Source organism: Acinetobacter sp. 2JN-4, assembly GCF_003687745.1.
Classification (GTDB): Bacteria; Pseudomonadota; Gammaproteobacteria; order Pseudomonadales; family Moraxellaceae; genus Acinetobacter; species Acinetobacter halotolerans.
Genome location: NZ_RDNY01000002.1, coordinates 330,252 through 353,683, shown reverse-complemented (window position 1 = coordinate 353,683; position 23,432 = coordinate 330,252). Strand labels below are relative to the sequence as shown.

General features: G+C 41.4%; 19 protein-coding genes and 1 pseudogene. 14 read left to right on the top strand and 6 right to left on the bottom strand.

Annotation, left to right across the window (positions count from 1 at the left end):
* Window positions 1-22: 22 nt before the first annotated feature.
* Window positions 23-598: a TMEM165/GDT1 family protein gene (locus EAH57_RS04570; RefSeq protein WP_121929024.1), complete on the top strand. Its 576-nt coding sequence runs from the start codon at window positions 23-25 to the stop codon at window positions 596-598.
* A gap of 56 nt (window positions 599-654) precedes the next feature.
* On the opposite strand, the gene EAH57_RS04565 is transcribed toward EAH57_RS04570, so the two are convergent.
* Window positions 655-2,814, bottom strand: a complete 2,160-nt coding sequence (locus EAH57_RS04565; RefSeq protein WP_121929023.1) for a TonB-dependent siderophore receptor — start codon at window positions 2,812-2,814, stop codon at window positions 655-657.
* A 283-nt stretch (window positions 2,815-3,097) separates the two neighbouring features.
* On the opposite strand from EAH57_RS04565, the gene guaB reads away from it, so the two are divergent.
* The 7 genes and pseudogenes from guaB to recJ all read left to right on the top strand — a co-directional run bounded on the left by guaB (window position 3,098) and on the right by recJ (window position 10,717).
* On the top strand, window positions 3,098-4,564 hold the full coding sequence (gene guaB / locus EAH57_RS04560; protein WP_121929022.1) for an IMP dehydrogenase: 1,467 nt from the start codon (window positions 3,098-3,100) through the stop codon (window positions 4,562-4,564).
* 126 nt (window positions 4,565-4,690) lie between these two features.
* A complete protein-coding gene (gene glmM, locus EAH57_RS04555) occupies window positions 4,691-6,028 on the top strand; it encodes a phosphoglucosamine mutase (protein WP_121929021.1) in 1,338 nt (445 codons plus the stop codon).
* A 12-nt stretch (window positions 6,029-6,040) separates the two neighbouring features.
* The gene (pdxH, locus tag EAH57_RS04550) at window positions 6,041-6,697 is read left to right on the top strand and encodes a pyridoxamine 5'-phosphate oxidase (protein ID WP_121929020.1); all 657 of its coding nucleotides are present in this window, start codon (window positions 6,041-6,043) and stop codon (window positions 6,695-6,697) included.
* A pseudogene (locus tag EAH57_RS16270) lies at window positions 6,698-6,799 on the top strand (hypothetical protein); the annotation flags it as partial.
* 141 nt (window positions 6,800-6,940) lie between these two features.
* Window positions 6,941-8,023, top strand: a complete 1,083-nt coding sequence (locus EAH57_RS04545; protein WP_121929019.1) for a DNA cytosine methyltransferase — start codon at window positions 6,941-6,943, stop codon at window positions 8,021-8,023.
* The gene (locus tag EAH57_RS04540) at window positions 8,023-8,997 is read left to right on the top strand and encodes a HaeIII family restriction endonuclease (protein WP_121929018.1); all 975 of its coding nucleotides are present in this window, start codon (window positions 8,023-8,025) and stop codon (window positions 8,995-8,997) included. The genes EAH57_RS04545 and EAH57_RS04540 overlap by 1 nt, the downstream gene beginning before the upstream one ends.
* A gap of 19 nt (window positions 8,998-9,016) precedes the next feature.
* Window positions 9,017-10,717, top strand: coding sequence for a single-stranded-DNA-specific exonuclease RecJ (recJ, locus tag EAH57_RS04535; protein ID WP_121929017.1), 1,701 nt, complete (start codon window positions 9,017-9,019; stop codon window positions 10,715-10,717).
* A 43-nt stretch (window positions 10,718-10,760) separates the two neighbouring features.
* Here recJ and EAH57_RS04530 read toward each other — a convergent pair whose 3' ends face one another.
* Window positions 10,761-11,618 (bottom strand): putative porin, encoded by an 858-nt coding sequence (locus EAH57_RS04530; protein WP_121929016.1) that lies wholly within the window; start codon window positions 11,616-11,618, stop codon window positions 10,761-10,763.
* A 297-nt stretch (window positions 11,619-11,915) separates the two neighbouring features.
* Complete coding sequence (locus EAH57_RS04525; protein WP_121929015.1) at window positions 11,916-12,683, bottom strand: putative porin; 768 nt, start codon at window positions 12,681-12,683, stop codon at window positions 11,916-11,918.
* Window positions 12,684-13,093: 410 nt separating this feature from the next.
* On the opposite strand from EAH57_RS04525, the gene prfB reads away from it, so the two are divergent.
* The 5 genes from prfB to EAH57_RS04500 all read left to right on the top strand — a co-directional run bounded on the left by prfB (window position 13,094) and on the right by EAH57_RS04500 (window position 17,951).
* A protein-coding gene (gene prfB / locus EAH57_RS04520) for a peptide chain release factor 2 (protein ID WP_121929014.1) occupies window positions 13,094-14,189 on the top strand; the annotation gives its coding sequence in 2 pieces (ribosomal slippage) (window positions 13,094-13,165 and window positions 13,167-14,189; 1,095 coding nt in all).
* 185 nt (window positions 14,190-14,374) lie between these two features.
* On the top strand, window positions 14,375-14,677 hold the full coding sequence (locus EAH57_RS04515) for an ArsR/SmtB family transcription factor (protein ID WP_034595781.1): 303 nt from the start codon (window positions 14,375-14,377) through the stop codon (window positions 14,675-14,677).
* 56 nt (window positions 14,678-14,733) lie between these two features.
* Window positions 14,734-15,798: an alkene reductase gene (locus EAH57_RS04510; RefSeq protein WP_121929013.1), complete on the top strand. Its 1,065-nt coding sequence runs from the start codon at window positions 14,734-14,736 to the stop codon at window positions 15,796-15,798.
* A 126-nt stretch (window positions 15,799-15,924) separates the two neighbouring features.
* A complete protein-coding gene (locus EAH57_RS04505; RefSeq protein WP_121929012.1) occupies window positions 15,925-17,244 on the top strand; it encodes a 3-deoxy-D-manno-octulosonic acid transferase in 1,320 nt (439 codons plus the stop codon).
* Window positions 17,241-17,951 carry a 16S rRNA (uracil(1498)-N(3))-methyltransferase gene (locus tag EAH57_RS04500; RefSeq protein ID WP_121929011.1) on the top strand — a complete coding sequence of 237 codons (711 nt, stop codon included), beginning with the start codon at window positions 17,241-17,243 and terminating at the stop codon, window positions 17,949-17,951. Before EAH57_RS04505 ends, EAH57_RS04500 begins: the two co-directional genes overlap by 4 nt.
* On the opposite strand, the gene EAH57_RS04495 is transcribed toward EAH57_RS04500, so the two are convergent.
* A complete protein-coding gene (locus EAH57_RS04495) occupies window positions 17,931-18,920 on the bottom strand; it encodes a mechanosensitive ion channel family protein (protein WP_121929010.1) in 990 nt (329 codons plus the stop codon). The genes EAH57_RS04500 and EAH57_RS04495 overlap by 21 nt on opposite strands.
* Before the next feature lie 450 nt (window positions 18,921-19,370).
* On the opposite strand from EAH57_RS04495, the gene acs reads away from it, so the two are divergent.
* Window positions 19,371-21,329, top strand: a complete 1,959-nt coding sequence (gene acs / locus EAH57_RS04490; RefSeq protein WP_121929009.1) for an acetate--CoA ligase — start codon at window positions 19,371-19,373, stop codon at window positions 21,327-21,329.
* A gap of 88 nt (window positions 21,330-21,417) precedes the next feature.
* Here the strand turns inward: acs and sfnG are convergent, their stop codons facing one another.
* A complete protein-coding gene (gene sfnG / locus EAH57_RS04485; protein WP_121929008.1) occupies window positions 21,418-22,521 on the bottom strand; it encodes a dimethylsulfone monooxygenase SfnG in 1,104 nt (367 codons plus the stop codon).
* Between the two features lie 27 nt (window positions 22,522-22,548).
* Window positions 22,549-23,289 carry an FMN reductase gene (gene msuE, locus EAH57_RS04480; protein WP_121929007.1) on the bottom strand — a complete coding sequence of 247 codons (741 nt, stop codon included), beginning with the start codon at window positions 23,287-23,289 and terminating at the stop codon, window positions 22,549-22,551.
* Between the last annotated feature and the right edge of the window lie 143 nt (window positions 23,290-23,432).

Here is a 23,432-nt window from a genome sequence, read left to right as displayed (position 1 = left end):
TTGCTAGCCAGAGCATTCAACAATGTATGAATTTCTCATCTCGACTTCTATCGTTGCCCTTGCCGAAATGGGCGATAAAACTCAACTTCTGGCTTTATTGCTTGCCGCACGTTTTCGTAAACCGATTCCGATTCTGATTGCCATATTATTGGCGACATTGATTAATCATGGTTTATCGGCTGTCCTTGGGCAATGGATTACCACCGTACTGAGTCCTGAAATCTTATTGTGGATCCTTGCCTTGGGTTTCATTGGGATGGCGATTTGGATGTTGATTCCAGATGAATTGGGTGATGAAACAGAAAATATCAATAAATGGCAAAAATTTGGTGTGTTTGGTGCAACCTTTATCTTATTTTTCTTGGCAGAAATCGGTGATAAAACCCAAATTGCAACAGTCGCATTGGCAGCTCGTTTTGACAGTGTTTTTTGGGTGACGTTAGGTACAACCTTAGGCATGATGATTGCCAATGCACCGGCGGTATTTATTGGTAATAAATTAGCAGAACGTTTGCCGATTGCTTTGATTCATAAGATTGGTGCTGCGATTTTCTTAATTATTGGTCTATCAGCTTTGGTTCAGCATTATTTCTTGTAAGGTTGTGATCCAGATAGCGCACGCTGCTTTAGCGTGCGTTTTTTGTGATCAAAGGATTAATAGTTAAACTTGACCGTAAAGTTAATTTGACGTGGATTGCCTAAGGTAATTAGATTCTCATTGAGTGCGCCTGCATAATAATCCTTATCAAATAAATTACGAATGGCAAGCTGAGCACCCCAGTGTTCGGCATCATAACCTGCTTCTGTATCAAATAATGTGTAGCTTGGGATGTCGACAGCTAACCCATTGACGCTTTTCTTCGTTTCACCTCGAAAACCAGCACCCACATACCAGCCTATACTGGAATTCTGTTCAAAACGATAACGGGAAGAAAGGCTGTAGCTGTGTTTGGGAATATTATCGATTCGCAATCCGATATTATCGGCTACGGTATCCTTGCTGGTTTCAGCGTCAGGTGTATAAGTATAAGCCGCTGTGATTTTGAGCTGGTCAAAGAGCTGAGCGGCGATTTCAGTTTCGACCCCACGTGTCATTTGTTCGCCACGTTGCACCTTAAAGCCTGAGTTGATTGGATCGCTGACAGAAACATTTTGGCGGCGTAGGTCAAACCAAGCAATGCTACCTTGAATCCGCTGATCTGGACTTTGCAGTTTTAAACCGACTTCGATTTGTTTTCCTTTCTCTGGCTTAAAGGCATTGTCATAAAAATCAGTTCCTGTTGTGGGCAAGAAGGATGTTGCGTAACTGACATAAGGTGCAACGATATCGTTAATGCTATACAGGAGGGAGGCATTGCTGGTAAAGGCATTGTCAGATTGTGTTGTTTCAGTATTTTTGATCAAATTGGTATTGCTGGTTTCTGCCCAATCATGACGTCCAGCAAAATTTAAAACCAATTGATCATTGAGTTGGATTCGATCACGTAGGTATAAGCCAGTATATCTGAGACGATTGATATCATGGTTCGTTGGCGTTTCAGGGCAAACTACGGTGGTATCATATTTCGGTTCATATAGATTCAAATTGCCGACTGTACAGCGATTATTGATGTAATCACTTTTTTCTTGCATGGCATCGACACCAACAGTCAATTCATGCGCCATATTGGCAAGTTTAAAGGTTTTTTGTAGCTGATTGTCGATCGCAAAGTTTAGATTATCCACGTCTTGGTAGCGCCCTTGGCGCTGAATCGTGGTGTAATCAATTTTTCCATCTTTATCTTTCGCCCAAAAATTTTTACCTGTTGCTGCAAACACTGCTGGACCCCGCATTTCGGTTTTTTGTACGGCAAAATTTTGCTTGAACTGCCATTCGTTCTCAAACTTATGAGCGAAATTATAACCTGCACGATACACATCTGCATTGTAAGCACCATGTGACGGTTCACTGATAAATAATTTGCTGTTTAATGAACCATTTGGATTGTCCAACAACGTTCCTAAAATGGGTAAACCTTGTTGGCGCAGATATTCACGATGTTGGTAACTGGCAATCACCGATAAATCAGTATTTTCACCGAGATCAAAATTATAAGACGGTGAAATATAGTCGTTCTTGAAATAAACAAAGTCGGTGGGATCATTTTGATCAGCAATACGTCCGTTTAAGCGAAAAGCACCTTTATCGCTATTATTCGGGCTGTAGTTGAGATCAAATGTGCCTTGTTTGAGTTGATTTGAGCCATAGGTCAATGTGCCGCGATAAAAACTTTCTGCTTGGGGCCGCTTGGTCACCATATTGACCATGCCACCTGGTTGTACCAAACCAAAATTGACCGATGCAGGGCCTTTTAAAACTTGGACTTGATCCATGCCTGAAATTTCGGTGGCAACGAAAGTGCTTTGCCCTTGGCGTAATCCATCAATAAACACCTGATCGGATGAGTTTTGCCCGCGAATAATAAAATCATCCCAGCCACGTCGTCCAAGTTGTCCTGATACCACACCTGCAACCCCATTGATGGCTTCTGCTAGCGTAGAGGATTGTTTCTGTTCTAATTGTTCTTGGGTAATCACACTAACGGACTGAGCTGTTTTAAATAGAGGGTCATTTGACTTTAACACTGAGCTGGCTTTGGTGGCCACGTAACTTGATGTAGGCTCTTGTTCTGCCTGAATTTCGATTGTGGGCAGGATATTGGTTGATTCGCTACTTTGGGGAGTCGCAGTTGCTGCATGACTTGGGGTCATGACGGTCAGAACAGCAAGCGTTAAGAGAGTAGGTGAATATGGGAGTCGTTGCGATAGTCGCATAAGTGAGTCAACCTAGACAAGCAGAAGTCGGATTTGATAATGAGAATTATTGTATTTAAAAAAGAGCTTTTTTAAAATGTCCAAAATATTTATTTTTAAACTGAGTGAGGGAAGTGTTGTCTAAAAAAATCATCGAAAATCTGTGGTTGTGGTAAAAATGGCAGTGTGAAGCATGGAGGAAATAGAAAAGAAATGGTCAGGTAGAAATTATTTCATCATAGAAAATGAAAAATACAGCGAAATTTGTTTATAATAGCTCACGGAAATTACCAGTGAGATTGTTATGCTGACCATCGTTCAAGAAGCGTTAACCTTCGATGATGTCTTATTACTTCCTGCCTACTCAACTGTTCTCCCAAAAGATGTCTCTCTAAAGACACGTTTAACTCGCGGAATTCAACTTAATATCCCTCTCGTTTCGGCTGCAATGGATACAGTGACTGAGTCACGTATGGCGATTGCGATGGCGCAGAATGGTGGTATTGGTATTTTGCACAAAAACATGGATATTGCAGCACAAGCCGCTGAAGTACGCCGTGTGAAAAAATTTGAAGCGGGGATGGTGAAAGATCCAATCACCGTTACGCCTGAAACCACTGTTCGTGAATTGATTGCGATTACTCAAGCCAATAACATTAGTGGCGTGCCAGTGGTGAAAGATGGCAAAGTGGTTGGGATCGTGACAGGGCGTGATACACGTTTTGAAACCAATCTTGAGCAACCTGTAAGCAACATCATGACAGGTCAAGACCGTCTAGTTACCGTTCTTGAAAGCGAATCGAAAGAAAATATTCAAGCACTTCTTCAAAAACACCGTATTGAAAAAGTATTGGTGGTTGATGAAAACAATGCACTGAAAGGTTTAATCACGGTTACTGACTTCCGTAAAGCTGAGCTTTATCCAAATAGCTGTAAAGACGAACTCGGTCGTTTACGCGTGGGCGCTGCAGTTGGTACGGGTGCGGAAACACCTGCACGTGTAGAAGCGTTGGTTGAAGCTGGTGTGGATGTGATTGTCGTAGATACGGCACATGGTCACTCCGCTGGTGTGATTGAACGTGTGCGTTGGGTTAAACAAAACTTCCCACAAGTTCAAGTGATTGGCGGCAATATTGCCACTGGTGATGCAGCATTGGCATTACTCGATGCGGGTGCAGATGCTGTGAAAGTCGGTATTGGCCCAGGTTCAATCTGTACCACACGTATTGTTGCAGGGATTGGCGTTCCTCAAATGTCTGCGATTGATAATGTCGCGAGTGCTTTGAAAGGTCAGATTCCTTTGATTGCTGATGGTGGTATTCGTTACTCAGGCGACATGGCTAAAGCGATTGCAGCGGGTGCAAGCACGATCATGGTAGGTTCACTCATGGCGGGTACTGAAGAAGCGCCGGGTGAGGTTGAATTTTTCCAAGGACGTTACTATAAAGCCTATCGTGGTATGGGTTCTTTAGGAGCGATGTCTGGTGCTTCAGGTTCATCTGACCGTTATTTCCAAGATGCCAAAGCAGGGGTAGAGAAGCTCGTTCCTGAAGGTATTGAAGGTCGTGTACCTTATAAAGGACCAATGAGTGCGATTGTGCATCAAATGATGGGTGGTTTACGTTCATCTATGGGCTATACCGGTTCAGCAGATATCGAAGCAATGGCTGAAAATGCTAAATTTGTGAAGATCACCTCTGCGGGTATGCAAGAATCACATGTGCATGACGTGACGATTACCAAAGAAGCACCCAACTATCGTATTGGTTGATTTTTGGTAACTGTTTAGATTGAAAAACCGTCAGTTCACTGACGGTTTTTTTGTTTTGGTGTAAAGTGAATAACATGAAAAAGATATGGTTACAATCCATATAAAAGATAAGAAAGTGAGTAAATAATGAGTTATTTTGGTACTGATGGAATTCGTGGCAAATTTGGAGAAATGCCAATTACTCCTGAATTTGCATTGAAACTAGGTTTTGCAGCTGGAAAAGTATTAAAACGCACCAGTCCAAAAAATAAGCCAATTGTTGTTTTGGGGAAAGATACACGCTTATCCGGTTATATTTTAGAGGCGGCTCTACAAGCAGGTCTTAATGCAGCAGGTGTATATGTACATCTATTAGGCCCATTACCGACGCCAGCCATCGCTCATTTAACCCGTGCACTACATGCCCATGCTGGGATTGTGATTTCAGCATCCCACAACCCTTATTATGACAATGGCATTAAGTTTTTCTCGAGTGAGGGTAAAAAGCTTCCCGATGCGTTGCAAGAGCAAATTAACCAAGAATTAGAAAATGTTCTTCAAATTGAGGACAATGCGAGTTTAGGCAAAAGCGTTCGGGTAAAAGATGCCAATGGACGTTATATCGAATTTTGTAAGTCGACCTTCCCATATCATTTTGATTTGCGTAATTTAAAAATTGTGGTGGATTGTGCCAATGGCGCTGCTTATAGCGTAGGACCTTCAGTATTCCGTGAGTTGGGCGCTAAAGTGATCTCGATGTATAACGAACCAGATGGTCTAAATATCAATGAAAATTGTGGTTCTACTCATCCTGAACATTTACAAAAAGCAGTTGTTGAACATAACGCTGATCTAGGTATTGCTTTTGATGGTGATGCCGACCGTGTGGTGATGGTGGATAAAAATGGTCAACTGATTGACGGTGATCATATTCTATATATCCTTGCGACACAGGCGAAAAATAAGCCTACAGGGGTGGTTGGAACAGTAATGAGCAACATGGCACTTGAGTTGGCATTGCAAAAAGCCAATGTCGGTTTTGTGCGTGCGAGTGTAGGTGATCGTTATGTTTTACAAGCGCTTGAAGAAAATGACTGGGTGATTGGCGGTGAGCCATCAGGTCATATTCTGACACTGGATAAGAGCACCACTGGTGATGCAATTATCGCAGCATTGCAAGTGTTAACAGTGATGGTCGAACAAGGTAAAGCTTTACATGAGTTAGTCGAAGGTTTTAACTTATTCCCACAAATACTGGTCAACGTGCGTTTGCAGCAGATGATTGATCCATACTCGATTCCTGCTTTAGTTGCTGAGTTTGAAAAAGCTGAGCAACAATTGAAGGGGCGTGGGCGACTTTTGATTCGTAAATCAGGAACTGAGCCAGTGATTCGGGTGATGGTTGAGGGCGATCAACAACAAGAAGTTGAAACTTTAGCGCATCAATTGGCTGATGCAGTACGCGCTCAAGCCCAAGTTGCATAGCGGAGAGTCGGCATGAGTGATGTGATTAAAGACTTAAGTGAATTACGTTTAAGTTATGAACAAGGTGAGTTACACGAAGCACAGATTAGTGATCATCCACATCTTCAGTTTTTAAATTGGTTTAATCATGCTCTAGCTGCACATTTACATGAGCCGTATACCATGTCTTTGGCAACGGCAAATGCCCAAGGGCGACCGCATGTGCGTACCGTATTGTTACGTGGCGCCACGGAAGCAGGCTATGACTTTTATACCAACTATGACAGTCAAAAAGGTGTAGACCTTGCTGAGAATCCTTTTGCTGAATTGTTATTTTATTGGTCGAGTTTAGAGCGTCAGGTACGGATTAGCGGACAGGTGATCAAGATTTCTGAACAAGAGTCAGCGGAGTATTATCACAAACGCCCACGTGATAGTCAGATTGCAGCCCATATCAGTACACCGCAAAGTGGACGAATTGCCAGCCGTGACGAGTTGCAGCAACGTTTCCAAGACTTGCAGCAGCAGATCGGTGAACAGGGTGAACTCGCTAAACCTGAATTTTGGGGTGGTTATCGATTAGTGGCTGATTATTATGAGTTCTGGCAAGGACGACCGAATCGGTTACATGATCGTTTGAGTTATGAAAAACAAAATGGACTTTGGATTATCCAACGCTTGATGCCATAAATGACCAAGATACACATTCAACAAAGACCCTTTCTCACGCGCCCTGAACAATTTCAGGGCGTGCCGTCGTTTATGGCTGATATAGTGGTGATAATGGGATTGTCTTATTGTTTTTTATAAACTATTGATATATGTTTTTAGTATTGAACGACGTTTTCTGTCGCAATGATTTCAGTTTTACATTGCAATTTGGTGATAATGGTTAGATCATTACACAAGTTGTTCAGTATAAAGTATCAGTGTATGAAAGTCGTATCGTTTTTTGCAGGAGCTGGTGGTCTGGATTTAGGTTTTGAACAAGCTGGCTTTGATGTAGTTTGGGCGAATGAATATGATAAAGAAATTTGGTCAACCTACGAACTGAACCACAAGAATACAATTTTAGATAAGAGAAGCATTGTTGATATTTCATCAGATGAAGTACCTGATTGTGATGGAATCATTGGTGGTCCACCTTGTCAAAGTTGGTCAGAAGCTGGGTCAAAGCGTGGTATTACGGATAAAAGAGGACAGCTTTTTTATGAATTTATGAGAATTCTCGCTGATAAAAAACCTAAATTCTTTCTAGCAGAGAATGTTTCAGGGATGTTATTACCCGCACATAAGGAAGCCTTGGAACATATCAAACAAATGTTTCAAGACATTGGGTATAAACTTTCTTTTGAACTTTTGAACGTTGCAGATTTTGGTGTTCCTCAAGATAGAAAGCGGGTTTTTTTTGTAGGTTATAGAGAGGATTTAAGTAAGAAATTTGAGTTTCCTAAGCCAATAACACCTGTTGACAAAATTACATTAGCACAAGCAATTGGTGATTTAAGTGAGAATGTCTTACCGGCAAAAGATGGAAACCTCACCAATGGAGCTGATTGCAGATTTCTAAATCATGAATATATGACTGGTGGATTTTCATCCATTTATATGTCAAGAAATAGAGTTAGAGCGTGGGATGAAGTTTCCTTTACAATTCAAGCAGGTGGTCGGCATGCCCCATTGCATCCACAAGCACCAAAGATGAAGTTTGTGGAACAAAATGTTCGTGAATTTATAAAGGGACAAGAGCATCTGTATCGCAGATTAAGTATTCGTGAATGTGCAAGAATTCAAACATTCCCTGATAATTTTTTCTTTGATTACACAAAAGTTAGTGCAGCCTATAAAATGATTGGAAATGCTGTTCCTGTAAGAATGGGAAAAATTTTAGCAGAAAAAATTTATAATGATTTAAATGCAATAAAAACATCAAATAATAGGAAATCTTCTGAAGAAGTGAATGGGGCTGTTGTAAAAGAAAAATTAAGTGAGATTGTAAACAGGATGTCTGCATAATGGTGAAAGTAGCAAAGCAAACAATTAATGGGAAAGCTTTTGAATATGCGGTATTACTTGAGTTTCAAGCGCGTTTGACATCTCTTGTTTCAGTAATAGAGATTATTGAGAATGAACCATATAACACAGCATTGAATTGTTTTAATAGTTTTATTGAAGCTGAACAAGATAAATTTAGATTGATTGCAAGTTTTGCTATTAATTATTTGATTGATATAGAACCACGACTTTCTAATCAAATTGATATAAATGATGTATTACAATTAGAAATTGTTGCTGATAAGGCTGGGGAAGCAGGTGATGTTCGTGATGTTTTAGCATTGCGTTCTTCACAAAATTGGGAAATTGGTATCTCTGCAAAGAATAATCATCGAGCAGTAAAACACTCTCGTTTATCTAATGATATTGATTTTGGTCAGAAATGGTTAGGTTTGTCTTGTACTAATGCTTATTTTAATAAAATCAAACCAATCTTTGATAATCTAGCTCAAATCAAGAAAGATAGTAAATCAACACAAAGATGGGAAACATTAGGGGATTATCATAGTTCTGTATATATACCAGTTTTAGATGCTTTTAAGGAAGAGCTTATTCGCTTAGACAAGGAAAATCCTGGGGTTGTTGCCGCAAGATTGGTAGAGTATTTAATAGGTAATAAAGATTTTTATAAAGTTATTAAGGGAAATAATAAGGTTGAAATTCAATCCTATAACTTACATGGTACGTTGAATCTACCATTCAAAAGTATTAAACCTAAGGCTAAAGTTCCAAAACTTAAACTCCCAAATCGGTTAATAGAAGTTGTATATAAAGAAGATTCACAAACAACTTTACTAGTCACACTAAATGAAGGATGGCAAATTTCTTTTCGAATTCATAATGCAAGTTCAAGAATCGAACCCTCACTAAAGTTTGATATTAATTTGGTTTCAGCTCCTCATTCTCTTCATGTAACTCAATTATTTGTGAGCTAAAGGTCGATTAATTTTATAAATGACACAGATAAAAATTCAACAAAGACCCTTTCTCACGCGCCCTGAACAATTTCAGGGCGTGCCGTCGTTTATGGCTGAAATTTTAGCGAGACGAGGGGTTCAATCCGAGCAAGAACTTGAACTAAAGCTGAAGCATTTACTCTCTCCCAACTTAAAAGGGTTAGATGTTGCGGTGGAATTGATTGATCAAGCGATTGATCAACAGAAAAAAATTGTCATTATCGGCGATTATGATGCCGATGGTGCAACCAGTACGGCCCTGATGGTGTTGGTATTAAGGGAAATGGGGGCTCAGGTTGAATATCTTGTTCCTGATCGTTTTAAATATGGTTATGGACTCACACCAAAGATTGCTGAGTTGGCACAACAAAGCTATCAGCCTGATTTGTTGATTACAGTCGATAATGGTATTTCCAGCCATGCAGGGGTAGAAACAGCACAGGCGTTGGGAATGCAAGTGATTATTACCGATCATCACTTGACCACAAAAGCGACGCCAAATGCAGAAGCGGTGGTTAACCCAAATCAATTGGGTTGTGATTTTCCGAGTAAAGCATTGGCCGGCGTGGGTGTTGCCTTTTATGTGTTGGCAAAATTAGCAAGTGCTCGCACTCAGCAGGGTAAAAGTAGCTGTAAAGTCACCCAATATTTAGATTTGGTTGCACTCGGCACTTATGCGGATGTGGCAACTTTGGATTATAACAATCGAATATTGATTGATACGGGTCTAAAGCGGATTCAGCAGCAGCAATGTCGTGCCGGAATTTTGGCTTTACTGGATATTGCCAAACGTGATGCAGCAACATTGCGCGCGCAAGATTTAGGTTTTGTCATTGGACCGCGAATTAATGCCGCTGGGCGTATGGAGAGTATGCGCATCGGTATTGAGTGTTTATTAGCACCCGATATGGCAACGGCCTATCCACTTGCGGAGCAACTCAATCAGCTCAATATCGAACGTCGCCAAGTCGAAACTGAAATGAAGCAGCAAGCATTAACGGCTTTACAGCATATTCAGCTTGAAGCCGAGCATTTACCTGCTGTGTTGGTGATGTTTGATGAGCAATGGCATCAAGGTGTGATTGGTATTGTTGCAGGGCGGTTGAAGGAACAATTCTATCGTCCAAGCTTAGTGTTTGCACCAGATGAAGATGGTATTCATATCAAAGGTTCGGCACGTTCCATCGATGGGATTCATATTCGCGATATGATTGAACTGGTGGCAGAACAACGCCCAGATTTGATCAGTCATTTTGGTGGGCATGCTGCTGCAGCTGGTTTGACCCTTAGAAAACAGCATTTTGATGAATTCAAAATGATCTTTACCCAGTCTATTGCTGAAATGGATAAAGAGCTATTTCAAGCGACTTTGTGGACGGATGGTCAGTTGGCTGATTCAGCTTTACATTTGTCTACATTGGATTGGATCGAACAACTTGGACCTTGGGGGCAAAAGTTTCCGCTGCCTCAGTTTGAAGGTCGTTTTAAAGTGATTGACTATCGCTGGTTGAAAGACCAACATTTGAAATTAAAAGTTTCACTTGGGCAGCAATCTGTTGATGCAATTGCTTTTAATGCAGTTGATCGTTTTGAATTTAATCCGATGTTGGGCTATGTCGATTTGGTTTATACCCTAGAACGTAATATCTATAATGGAAATACCAGCTTGCAATTGCAAGTGGTACATTTAACACAATAAAAAAGCCGCTTTTAATAGCGACTTTTTTATATATTTTTTAGAATTAGAAGCGGAATGTACCGTTGATGCCAAAAGAATCTGCGCCATCAGTAGTGGTATAGCTAACACCAACAGCGACTTGTGGTGTAAAGAATTTTTGGGCGCGAATGTTGATGATACTATCTGATTCATCAGCAGTTGAGTCTGCAAATGAAACTCCTACACTCAGTGTTGGGTCTAAATAAAGATCAGCAGCCAAGCGGTAAGTTGTTTCATCACCAAAATAACTTTGTCCTTCAAAGTTGGTATAGTAACCACCAACTTGAGTGACATATTTGGCACGCAAAGTCACTGCAGTATCATCATCTTCGCCTGAAACGGTAGCAGAATTCATGAAATTGGTAATAAAACCATATTGTGCAAGTTGTACTGGATTCAGGCTCTTAGATAAATCAGCAACTCCTGCTGCGAATAATAAACCATTGATAGGCAAGAATCCCGCCTCAACCGCATAACCATTATGTGCTTTTGAGCCTGAACCGAATAATGGAACTGTGACTTTGGTGTTGGTACGGTATAAAGCACCCGATACATAGAATTGTGTATCAGGAATAAAGACTTCACCGGTTACACCAAGACTATTAAATTGTAGCTCGATTAGATCTTCATCATCTTCAAGTTTATTATAAGCAAAGCCCCCACCAATATTGGATGCTTTATTCAAAAATGCTGCTTCTGCTAAAGGTGCATTGCGGGTTTGTATTGGGCTGAAATAGTATTTTCCTGTAATCGTCGCGCCATTACCTTTGCCATCATCCATGTCGATATGTTCGTAGGCAATGGTTGATTCTGTTTGATAGGCATTTGCATTCAATGCAAAAACAGATGTAAAAATTGCTGTGGCTAAGCTGAGTTTTTTCATAAGGAGCCCCCTTTCATTAAAATAATTGATTTATTAATATTTTGTAACAGCGGTAGTTTAATGAAAAAAGAACGAACGTCAATAATTAAATAAATGGTCAAAGAGGTGGTTTTATTTTTCATTCTAAGTGTCTTATTATTAATGATTTTTATAATTTTTTTTGTGAATTATATTTATTATGACATTTGGTTTATGTCGTTGAGTCGCCTTATTTGGATTGAGATATAAATTAAAAATGCCCTGAAAATAAATTTTCAAGGCATTTGGGTATTGATTTAGAGTATATAGCTATAGATATTAGAAGCGGTATGCACCACGGATACCGTAAGTATTGTAGTCATCGCCTAAGCCAACGCGGCCTTCTAGACTCACTTGTTGATTAAGGAATTTCTTCGCTGAAATACCCCACTCATCACGATCAGTTAAGTCATTGTTGTAGTAGTCAGCTCCAACACTTAGGGTTTTATCAAGGTAGTAGTCACCTTTGACGCGATATTCGTCAAGATCACCAAATGCACCATATGCTTCTAAGTTAATGTCATTGCCACCCACCTGAGTCACATATTTAGCACGTAAGGTTGGATCTGCACCGTCTTTACCATCTTTTTCATCGTAGCCGACGACACCAAGTGCAACTAATAAACCTGGAGCTGGTAAATAACCAATTTCTGCGCCGTAGGTTGTCACTTTCTGATCAATCGGTGTTTTGTCTACTTCTAATTCGCTACGACCAAGTCGGCCACTCACATAGAAATCACTGTTGGGTACGAAATACTCTACACCAGCGCTATACTGAGAATTTTTTACGCCGCTATTATCTGCATAGTTAATTTTTGCATTAACGTTGCTGGCGCGGTTTAGAAATGCTGCTTCTGCAAGGGGTGCATTACGAGTCTGCACTGGGTTAAAATAATAAGTCCCGTCAACACCAAAGCTATGATTACCATCGAAATCATCCCAATCTGTATAAGTATATGAACCACCCACTTCAGCTTGATAAGCATGAGCAGTCCCTGTTACTGCAAGTGCAGATAAAAGTGCTGATGCAATTGCTAATTTTTTCATGGTTACGCCCCTTTGAGATAATGAACCAAATGAAATTTCGATTACATGTTTTGTTACAACTTCCAGTCTAGGCTAAAAAAACGATGCGTCAATCCTAAGTCGGTAATCAAATGGTACAAATGTAAGTGAAGTGTAATTTATGTTGTTTAATATATTGATTTTAATTGATAAATATTAATGTTTTGATTTATTAAAACTTAGGGTGGATTGTGTGTTTTGGTATTTTTCGTGTAATTCATAAACACTATTGTCGCTAAATGTGTCGTTTAAGAATCATAAAATCAATAAGAAAAAATGATTATTTTGAAATCAGCAATAAGCAAATCTGTTCGCTTCACAGAGACTGTGTAGTGCAAAACACTTATGTTAAAATAATCGATTGAGTGAAAAAATATTGTGAGACAAAACGCGTGGAAATTAATCCGTATTTAAACCAATTGAAAGATTTATCTGATCGTAGCCAAACACTACGGGGGTATCTTTGACTACGATCTAAAGGCTGAGCGTTTAGAAGAAGTTTTACGAGAGTTAGAAGACCCTGAGATTTGGAATGATCAAAGCCGCGCGCAAGCGATCGCTAAAGAAAAGGGCAATTTAGAAAATACGCTTGGTGTGTTTGACCGTTTGGCGGAACAACTTGATGATGCCAAAGCCATGCTTGACCTCGCTGTTGAGGCGGATGATGAAAGCTTATTGCTTGATGTGCAAACTGAATTAGATAGTGCTGAAACTGCTTTGGCCAATCTTGAATTCCGTCGTATGTTTAGTCATCCAATGGATCCAAACCCATGCTTCCTCGAAATTCAGTCAGGCTCTGGCGGTACCGAAGCGCAAGACTGGGCATCGATGTTGTTGCGTATGTATATGCGTTGGATCGAGCGTCACGGTTTTAAAGCTGAATTGATGGAAGTGTCTGACGGTGATGTGGCAGGGATTAAATCTGCAACCATCCGTGTGGATGGTGAATTTGCCTATGGTTGGTTACGGACAGAAACGGGTGTTCATCGTTTAGTGCGTAAATCACCGTTTGATAGTAACAATAACCGTCATACATCTTTCTCTGCCGTGTTTATTTCTCCTGAGATCGATGACAATATTGAAATTGATATCAATCCATCCGATGTCCGCACGGATACTTATCGTGCTTCGGGTGCAGGTGGTCAGCACATTAACAAAACTGATTCTGCGGTGCGTTTAACGCATGCACCAACAGGGATTGTGGTGGCTTGTCAGAACCAACGTTCACAACATGCGAACCGCGACCATGCTTGGAAACAGTTACGCGCCAAACTCTATGAATTAGAGATGAGTAAACGTAATGAAGCTGCGCAAGCCTTAGAGGATTCAAAGTCAGATATTGGTTGGGGCAGTCAAATTCGTTCATATGTTTTAGATGACTCACGCATTAAAGACTTGCGTACAGGTGTGGAAAATTCAAATACCAAAGCGGTTCTCGATGGTGATTTAGATAAATTTATCGAAGCAAGTTTAAAGCAGGGTCTATAAATCTCTTTCCTAACAAAGAGACTTTGGAAAATTAATTTAAACGGCAAGTTCGTTTAGCACAAACCAGTTAATCGGAAAAATATGATATTAATATCGAGAAAAATAGATATTAATATTTGAAAATTTCGATATACTGGTTCTAGGTGCTGAACGAAGCTTCGCTTGTTGAGAAACGTGGTGAGTCTATGGATATTGATGTTATAAGCAAGGCCCTAGCCAATCCATTACGTCGACAGATTTTGCAATGGTTAAAAGAGCCTGAGCGATTTTTGCCCGTTGAACAATGTGGTGGTAGTTTTGAACGCGGCGTATGTGCAGGGCACATTGAGCGTTTAGGAAAAGTTGCGCAATCAACGATGTCGAATCATTTGTCTGTATTACAGCAGGCTGGTTTGATACAAGTTGAAAAATATGGACAGTGGTCATATTTCACGCGTAATGAAGCTTTGATTCAGCAATACATCGAACATTTGAAACAAACACTCTAAAAACGTATTTAAAGGTCAACCTTTAATACGTTGATAAAAGTGAAGTTGAGGCGATCATGGCTGAACTAAATTCTGCATTACGAGTAGGTGACTTTACGATTAAAAACCGTTTGGTATTAGCACCATTAACGAGAGCACGTAGTGGTGCGGAGCGTATTCCAAACGATTTAATGGTGGAGTATTACCAACAACGTGCCAATGCGGGCTTAATCATTACTGAAGCAACAGTGATTAGTCCTAGAGCAGCGGGTTATGCCAATACACCAGGTCTATGGTCACAAGAGCAGGCTCAGGCGTGGCATAAAATTGTAGATGCTGTGCATGCGCAGGGTTCAAAAATTGTGGTTCAGCTCTGGCATGTTGGGCGTATTTCACATCCAGATTTATTGGATGGCGATATCCCCGTTGCGCCAAGTGCGATTCAACCTGCGGGTGAAGTGAGTTTACTTCGTCCTAAACGTCCATTTGTGACGCCTCGTGCTTTATCTCATGAGGAAATTCAAGAGATTGTTGCACAATATAAAAATGCCGCCGAACTTGCCAAAGCCGCTGGCTTTGATGGGGTTGAACTACATGCAGCGAACGGCTATTTGATCGACCAATTCTTACAAAGTGGAACCAATCAACGTAATGATGAATACGGTGGCTCAGTTGAAAACCGTGCGCGTCTATTGTTACAAGTCGTGGATGCTTTTATCGAAGTATGGGGTGCTGGTCGGGTCGGCGTACACCTTGCTCCGCGTGGTGACTCTCATGACATGACGGATGAAAATCCGTTAGCGACTTTCGGTTATGTGGTTGAACAACTGGATCAACGTCAAGTTGGCTTTATTTTCACCCGTGAATATGAGGCGGAAGATAGTTTAATGCCCGCTTTGCGTCCGAAATTTAATGGTGTTTGGATTGCCAATGAAAAATTAACGCCAGCGTCTGCGAAACGTATTTTGGCCACTGAACAAGCAGATGCTGTCTCATTTGGTCTAGCGTATATTGCCAATCCAGATCTATTAGACCGTTTAGAGCATGATTTACCTTTAAATCAGGTAAATTTTCAAACGTTATATGCTGCTGGTGCAGAGGGTTATACCGACTATCCTGCATTTGAAAAGCTTGAGGCATAACATGCTTTAAAAAAGACTCATGTCATTGAGGCTTGTTAAATATCAATGAGCCCTAAAAAATGGCATGAGTTTTTTGTTTAAATTCCGCATAATGAACTGAAATCAAATAGTGAATCATGGTCTCGAATGGCGCAGGCAAAATCAGCACAGCAAACCCCATTTTGGTACAACCTTCTACTGGCTTGTCTTAAGCCCTTATACCGTTGGAAAATAAAACAACGTGCTGAAAGTGATGTGCTATTTCAACAAGAATGTATTGAGCGTTTTGGTCCCTTTCAACCGCCTAAAAATCTGCATGCAATGTGGTTCCATGTGGTCTCGGTGGGTGAAACCAATGCAGCGCAGCCGTTAATCGAACATTATCTAAAATTAGGTCATCCTGTTCTCGTGACCAATACCACCAAGACAGGTCAAGCCCGTGCAAAATCCCTGTTTCTAAAAGCACCTTATCTGGATTTATTTCAAGCCGTCTATTTGCCTGTTGATCAAAAGCCTTTACTCAAGCAGTTTTTTGTACTGTATAAACCGAAAATTTTAGCGTTAGTCGAAACTGAAATCTGGCCAAATTTAATTGCAGCAGCACAGCAGCACCAGATTGCTTGTATTTTATTGAATGCTCGACTATCAGAAAAATCAGCCAAAGGCTATGCCAAGGTGAGACGATTAACCCAGCCGATGTTGCAGCAACTCACGTGGATGTTGGCACAAGATTCCGCCACCTTAGCGCGTTATGTTGATTTAGGTTTAGATCAAACGAAGAGTCAAGTGGTGGGAAATATTAAGTTTGATATTACCGCACCAACTGATTTTATTGAGCAAGCAGAACAACTAAAACAAGATTGGCAATTGGCAGATCGGCAAATTATCACTTTAGCCAGTACTCATGCGCCTGAAGAAGAAACTTTACTGAAGCAGCTTCAACCACATTTAAATTCAAACCCAAATTTACTCTGTATCGTTGTGCCACGTCATCCTGAGCGTTTTGATGAAGTCTATAAAGTTTGCCAAAATCTAAATTTAAATACGCAGCGTCGCAGTTTAGGACAGCGTATCGAGGCGAATACCCAAGTTTTTCTAGCCGATAGTATGGGTGAAATGTGGTTGTGGTATGCCATGAGTCAGGCGTGTTTTGTTGGTGGTTCACTTAATGAACCCGGTGGCGGGCACAATATTTTAGAGCCGATGGTGTTGAATGTGCCTACGGTCATAGGTCCACGTTATTTTAACTTCCAAAGTATTGTCGATGAATTCGTTATAGCGCGAGGGATTTTGGTCGGGGAAAATGCTGAACAGGTGACAGCGCAGCTTCTCGGCTGTTTGGATGATTCAAAGCAACGTCAGCAACTCATCGAACAGGCTCAAGTGGTGTTGCAACGCAATCAAGGTTCGTTGCAACAGCATATTCAACTGCTCGATCACTATTTGAAAGCACCAGATGCATCATGAACATCGTTTTACTTGAACCCTCTCAAACAGCTTGCGCAGAGCAATGGTTGATTGAAAATCCACGTCAATTACAACATTTAAAACAGCATGTTCAATTGAACATAGGCGATACTTTAAAAATCGGTATTCGTCATGGTCAGCGTTATCTCACTGAAGTTTTGAATATTTCAGAGCAAAGGATTGTGTTGAAACCGATTCAGGTGGAGGACGTACCCGAGAAACTTCCTGTGCATTTGATTCTTGCGTTACCGCGTCCGAAAGTATTACGTCGTATCATTATGGACGCGGTTACGCTGGGCGTAGAGCGGATCAGTTTGATTCATAGTTATCGAGTGGATAAAAGCTATTGGCAAAGCCCATTTTTGCAACAACTGAATGAATATGTCACGTTGGGTTTAGAGCAGGCAGGAGATACGGTTGAGCCTGAAATTCAGATCTATAAACGCTTCAAACCTTTTGTAGAGGATGTGCTGCCAAGTTTGATTTGTGCCGAAAAACCTGCCTATGTGGCGCATCCTTATGCAGACCAGTCGATGCCGCATGCCATTCAACGGGCATGTACTGTGATTGTTGGACCTGAAGGTGGTTTTATCCCATATGAGATTGAGCTGCTCAAAAATAATGGTTGCCAAGCGATGCGCTTGGGCAACCGTATTTTACGTACAGAAACCGCTATTTCTTATATTTTAGGTCGTTTGATTGTCTGAAGGCTTTATGTCTGTTGGAAGTTGAGCGACTTGGTTTGACTGAACCTTGAACTCTTGGATTGGATACGGAATATTAATTCCTTGGGCACTAAAGGCTTGTTTAACCTGTGCTTGTATCATACTTGAAGAGGACAGAATATCGGTTTCTGTTGTATCAATCCACCAACGAACAGTAAGGTTGACTGAGAAGTCCGCTAGTGCAGTCACATTGACCGAAAATTTCGGTTGACTCAGTACGCTACGTTCATTGTTCAGAATATCCAACACGATTTTCTTGGCTTTCTGTTCATCATCATCATAGCCAATCCCCACAATAAACTCACAGCGCCGTTGCTGATAAGCTGTATTTACAGTGATCGCACTGGTATACACCGTCGCGTTTGGAATCACAATTCGACGACCATCATAAGAGCGTAAAAAAGTGGCTCGAATTTGAATATCTTCGACCGTGCCTTCCATTCCATTGACAATAATGGCATCACCGATGCGGAACGGTTCACCTAATAAGATCAGTATGCCCGATAATAAGTTCTGGAAAATATCTTTAAAGGCAAAACCAATGGCAACAGAACCAATCCCTAGTGCGCCAATCAATTGACTCGGGGTAAAGCCTGGAATCGCGATCACAAGTGCGATCAAGAAACCGAAAAACAAGATAAACACACTCCCTACGCGATGCAAAACAAGGACTAAGTTTTGCCGTGTGTAAGAGCGATTACTGAGGGTTTTATTGATAAAGAATTTAAAAAATTTGGTCAGTAACCAAAACAAAACAAAGACAAAAATGGCTAAGCCGATATAAGGTAAGCGTTCCCAAAAAACCAGTACCATTTTATCGATAGCACTATATGCCTCATGGTATTTCTCAGTATGCGCCAATACAGTTTCTGAGGTTTTTGTGCCTGCTTGTTGGATCAGGGTACCTGTATCTTTAGCGACACTCGTCAAGTTGATTTGTTCGTTTGCCAAGGGGACGTCTCTATTTCGTTTGGAGGTTGATCGAGAAAGCCATCATGATGAATGTATGACCAACATGGATGAAAAATTTACTAACAGCTTTATCGGTTTATTTTATAACGAAACCATCGTAATCGTTTATGATTATTGTTGGAAAAAATGTTGCTGAATAGACGATCCTCATGGTCGTTATTTCTGGTGATTCGCGTGCTTAAGTGTGGGTCAATGATCAAAATAACGAGCAATTTTGAGAATAAAAACCATCGACAAGTCGTTCAAATTTAAATTATTTTAAATAAATTTTCAAACTAGATTGGGTGTATAAGAACAATACTCCTACGACCAAAGCCGCATTGTTTACTCTTGTATATGCTCGCCATACTGCAAGAAAGCACAAGCATACCCAAGAAATAGATGTGTACATCTAGGGTATGAGATAAAAGACCAAGGAAGTAATAAGTTATGAAAGAAATCTACCCAGTGCCTGAAAAATTTAAAGAAACGGCAAGAATCTCGGAAACAGACTATTTCAATCGCTATCAATATTCTATTGAACAGCCCGATGCATTTTGGGCAGAAGAAGCACAAAATATTGATTGGATTAAACCATTTACCCAAGTCAAAAATACCAATTTTGACCCAGATCATTTCAACATTGAATGGTTTGCTGATGGGGAGCTGAATGTCTCTGCTAACTGTCTGGATCGTCATTTAAAAGACAATCCATTAAAGCCTGCCATTATTTGGGAAGGTGATCATCCATCGCGTCATAAAATTATTTCATTCGCTGAATTGCACGATGAAGTTTGTCGTTTTGCCAATGTTCTCAAGAAACATGGGATAGTTAAAGGTGACCGTGTCGTTTTATATATGCCAATGGTGCCTGAAGCGGCGATTGCCATGTTGGCATGTGCGCGTATCGGTGCTGTACATTGTGTGGTATTTGGTGGCTTCTCACCGGACTCTTTGGCCAGCCGAATTGACGATAGCCAAGCGAAATTAGTCATTACTGCCGATGCTGGGATGCGTGGTGGCAAGATCATTCCGTTAAAAGAAAATGTGGATGCTGCATTACAGATTCAGGGTACGGATAGCGTTGAACATGTAATTGTGGTACATCGCACGGGCAATCCAATTCAGTTCAATGAAGCACGTGATTTGTGGTATCACCTCGAAATCATGGAAGTGGATGAACACTGCCCACCCGAACCGATGAAAGCGGAAGATCCACTATTTATTCTGTATACCTCTGGCTCTACAGGTAAGCCGAAGGGCGTATTACATACCACTGGTGGTTATTTGGTGTATGTAAATACCACGTTTAGAGAAGTGTTTGATCTTAAAGAAGATGATGTGTACTGGTGTACGGCCGATGTGGGTTGGATTACAGGACATAGTTATTTACTTTATGGACCGTTGTGTAATGGCACGACAACCGTAATGTTTGAAGGTATTCCACAATATCCAACTTGGGCACGTATCGGCCATGTAATTGATAAGCATAATGTCACCATTCTTTATACTGCACCAACCGCGATTCGCGCCATGATGCGAGAGGGTGATGCTTATGTTCGTGAAAGTGATCGTAGTAGCCTTCGTTTATTAGGCTCAGTGGGTGAACCAATTAACCCAGAAGCATGGAATTGGTATAACGAAGTGGTCGGTGAAGGCCGTTGCCCGATTGTGGATACGTGGTGGCAAACAGAAACAGGCGGTATTTTGATTTCACCATTACCAGGTGCCACTGCATTGAAACCCGGTTCAGCAACTCGACCAATGTTTGGGGTTCAGCCTGCTTTGGTAGATGGTGAAGGCAATGAACTTGAAGGTGCCAATGAAGGTAACCTTGTCATTAAAGATTCTTGGCCGGGTCAAATGCGCACCATTTGGGGTGATCCTGAACGCTTTATTGAAGCGTATTTCTCGACCTTCAAAAATAGCTATTTCACAGGTGATGGCGCTCGTCGCGATGCAGATGGCTATTACTGGATCACAGGTCGTGTCGATGACGTACTCAATGTCTCTGGACATCGTCTAGGGACTGCTGAAATTGAAAGTGCACTGGTGGCCCATGAAGCAGTTGCTGAAGCGGCTGTGGTTGGTATGCCACATGACATTAAGGGACAAGGCATTTGTACCTTTGTGACCTTACAAGCGGATGTCTCTGAGTCTGAAGAGTTACGCAAAGAGTTGGTCAATTGGGTGCGTAAAGTCCTTGGTCCAGTGGCAACGCCAGATGCTTTGCATTGGGCACCAGCTTTACCAAAAACACGATCAGGTAAAATCATGCGTCGTATCTTGAGAAAGATTGCAGCGAATGAACTGGATAGCTTGGGCGATACTTCTACCCTTGCTGAACCAGCGGTGGTTGACGCTTTAATTGCAACGGTTTATCCAGCAGCCAGCAGTGTTGAAGGATAAATAGAAAAAGCCCCCAAGCCGAGTCTTGGGGGTAGTTTTTTGCGCCACAACCTTTTATTTTTCTTATTATTCAAAATACCATTTAAGTTTAAGCTGATTTAGCAGTTAATTGAGTTCGTTGTTCTTGTTCCAACTGTCGCACCAGAGGCAGTACTTTCTCTCCAAAATATTCAACTTCTTCAATAAAATGCAGAAAACCTGACAGCACAAGATCTACGCCCACATGTTTTAACGCCACAATGCGTTCAGCGATTTGTTGCGGTGTGCCGATTAAATTGGTTTTAAAGCCATCGTTATATTGCACTAAATCATCGAAAGTTGATTTTGCCCAATTGCCTTCGCCTTCTGGTGCAGCCGCACCTGCTTCACGGGTTGCATCTCCAAAAGCATTGACTGCCTCTATATTTGCTTTAGCGATGATTTCATTCAGCACAGCATGTGCTTCTTGCTCTGTATCGCGGGCAATGATAAATGCATTCACTCCGATCTTCACTTGCCGATGGGCAAGCTTGGCTTTGTGACGAACGTCGTCGACCTGTTTTTTGATTTCTTCAATGCTATTGCCATTGGTAAAATACCAGTCTGAGACGCGTGCGGCCATATCTCGCGCAGCGCGTGAACTCCCTCCTTGGAACACTTCAATAAAGGGTTTCTGCAAAGGTTTTGGTTTTAGGGTGTAGTTTTTGAATTGATAATATTTGCCTTCAAAGCTGTAGTCATCTGTGCTCCAAATGCCTTTGAGTGTACGAATAAATTCCTCAGAGCGGACATAACGTTCATCATGTTCAGGCCACGGCTCGCCTATTGCATCGAACTCGCCACGAAACCATCCACTGACGACATTAATCGCAACACGACCTTGGGTGAGATAGTCAATGGTCGCTAGTTGTTTCGCGGCAAGTACAGGCTTCCAAGGGCCGGGTAAGATGGCAGCAATCACTTTAAGTTTTTCGGTCTTGGCTAATAGCGCATGACTAAAGCTGACTGATTCATGTTGATTTTCTGCGCCATAGCCTGCGGTGAAACGGATTTGGGTCAGCGCGTATTCAAAACCACTTTTCTCGGCAGCTTGTGCTAGACGGATATTATAGTCATAGCTCCAATCGGTACGTTGCTCGATATTGCTGACCACAAGTCCACCACTGACATTGGGGACCCAATAAGCGAATTTAATTGCTGATGTTGTTTTCATTTTTCTACCCTCTAGACATTTTTGGTTTTATGCGACGTGGGTTAAATTCTTTGTAGACTTGGGATGCAAGCGAGATTCGGCTGCATCTAAGTCTGGAACGGCCGCAGATGGTAAAACCTCTGCTTGTTCAATCTGTTTGTTAATCCCTAAGTTTTGATTGGCCTGTTCGGTTTTGGCTTTGATCACGGCAGCGCGTTGTCCTTTGGCCGGCGCCCATTCGAGAATCGGTAACGCACGTGCCACGGCTAAGGTCACGCGATCAGACAACTGTTCACTTTTGACGGTATATTCTGGTGTGAAATCACGATCAGTTGCATAGACCCCAATCGGTAAGGTTTGCGCTTGAAAGAAGCTAAACAAAGGACGCAATTGATGCTCTAGCACCAATGCATGACGATCACTGCCGCCTGAAGCAGCCAATAAAACTGGAACATCGACCAACGCTGTTTGTTCGACGAAATCAAAGAAGTGTTTGAATAATCCTGTGAAAGAAGCACGATAAACAGGTGTGCCAACAATCAATGCATCAGCCGCCTCTACCGCAGCCAAGTCATCTTGTACCCGTTGGGGTAATTGATTTCGGTAAATTGCACCACCTAATAACGGCCCAATTTCGCTAAGTTTTACAAAATGTACTTTGATATGAATGGCTTCTGCAAGCTCATCCAGAATGGCTTGGACGAGGCTCTCAGTCTTTGATGGGCTATTTAAACCCCCAGAAACAGCAACGATATTGAGGGGAGTAGAAACTGCATTACGATTGGACATAGTGATTGCCTAAATAAAAGTTCATTACCAATGGCTTTTATTTATCTATATCGCTGCACCACAGTAAAATAAGGAAATGCTGCAAGCTTATCTGATTTAAAGATATATCGCTCAATCGCACAACATTGGAAATTCACAGTGGT

Excerpts from the sequence above, each read along its gene's own strand:
- EAH57_RS04530 (WP_121929016.1), bottom strand. The coding sequence starts at position 11,618 with ATGAAAAAACTCAGCTTAGCCACAGCAATTTTTACATCTGTTTTTGCA.
- msuE (WP_121929007.1), bottom strand. The coding sequence starts at position 23,289 with ATGTCCAATCGTAATGCAGTTTCTACTCCCCTCAATATCGTTGCTGTT.
- recJ (WP_121929017.1), top strand. The coding sequence starts at position 9,017 with ATGACACAGATAAAAATTCAACAAAGACCCTTTCTCACGCGCCCTGAA.
- EAH57_RS04545 (WP_121929019.1), top strand. The coding sequence starts at position 6,941 with ATGAAAGTCGTATCGTTTTTTGCAGGAGCTGGTGGTCTGGATTTAGGT.
- EAH57_RS04540 (WP_121929018.1), top strand. The coding sequence starts at position 8,023 with ATGGTGAAAGTAGCAAAGCAAACAATTAATGGGAAAGCTTTTGAATAT.
- EAH57_RS04500 (WP_121929011.1), top strand. The coding sequence starts at position 17,241 with ATGAACATCGTTTTACTTGAACCCTCTCAAACAGCTTGCGCAGAGCAA.
- pdxH (WP_121929020.1), top strand. The coding sequence starts at position 6,041 with ATGAGTGATGTGATTAAAGACTTAAGTGAATTACGTTTAAGTTATGAA.
- EAH57_RS04525 (WP_121929015.1), bottom strand. The coding sequence starts at position 12,683 with ATGAAAAAATTAGCAATTGCATCAGCACTTTTATCTGCACTTGCAGTA.
- EAH57_RS04515 (WP_034595781.1), top strand. The coding sequence starts at position 14,375 with ATGGATATTGATGTTATAAGCAAGGCCCTAGCCAATCCATTACGTCGA.
- EAH57_RS04570 (WP_121929024.1), top strand. The coding sequence starts at position 23 with ATGTATGAATTTCTCATCTCGACTTCTATCGTTGCCCTTGCCGAAATG.
- guaB (WP_121929022.1), top strand. The coding sequence starts at position 3,098 with ATGCTGACCATCGTTCAAGAAGCGTTAACCTTCGATGATGTCTTATTA.
- glmM (WP_121929021.1), top strand. The coding sequence starts at position 4,691 with ATGAGTTATTTTGGTACTGATGGAATTCGTGGCAAATTTGGAGAAATG.
- sfnG (WP_121929008.1), bottom strand. The coding sequence starts at position 22,521 with ATGAAAACAACATCAGCAATTAAATTCGCTTATTGGGTCCCCAATGTC.
- EAH57_RS04505 (WP_121929012.1), top strand. The coding sequence starts at position 15,925 with ATGGCGCAGGCAAAATCAGCACAGCAAACCCCATTTTGGTACAACCTT.
- acs (WP_121929009.1), top strand. The coding sequence starts at position 19,371 with ATGAAAGAAATCTACCCAGTGCCTGAAAAATTTAAAGAAACGGCAAGA.
- EAH57_RS04565 (WP_121929023.1), bottom strand. The coding sequence starts at position 2,814 with ATGCGACTATCGCAACGACTCCCATATTCACCTACTCTCTTAACGCTT.
- EAH57_RS04510 (WP_121929013.1), top strand. The coding sequence starts at position 14,734 with ATGGCTGAACTAAATTCTGCATTACGAGTAGGTGACTTTACGATTAAA.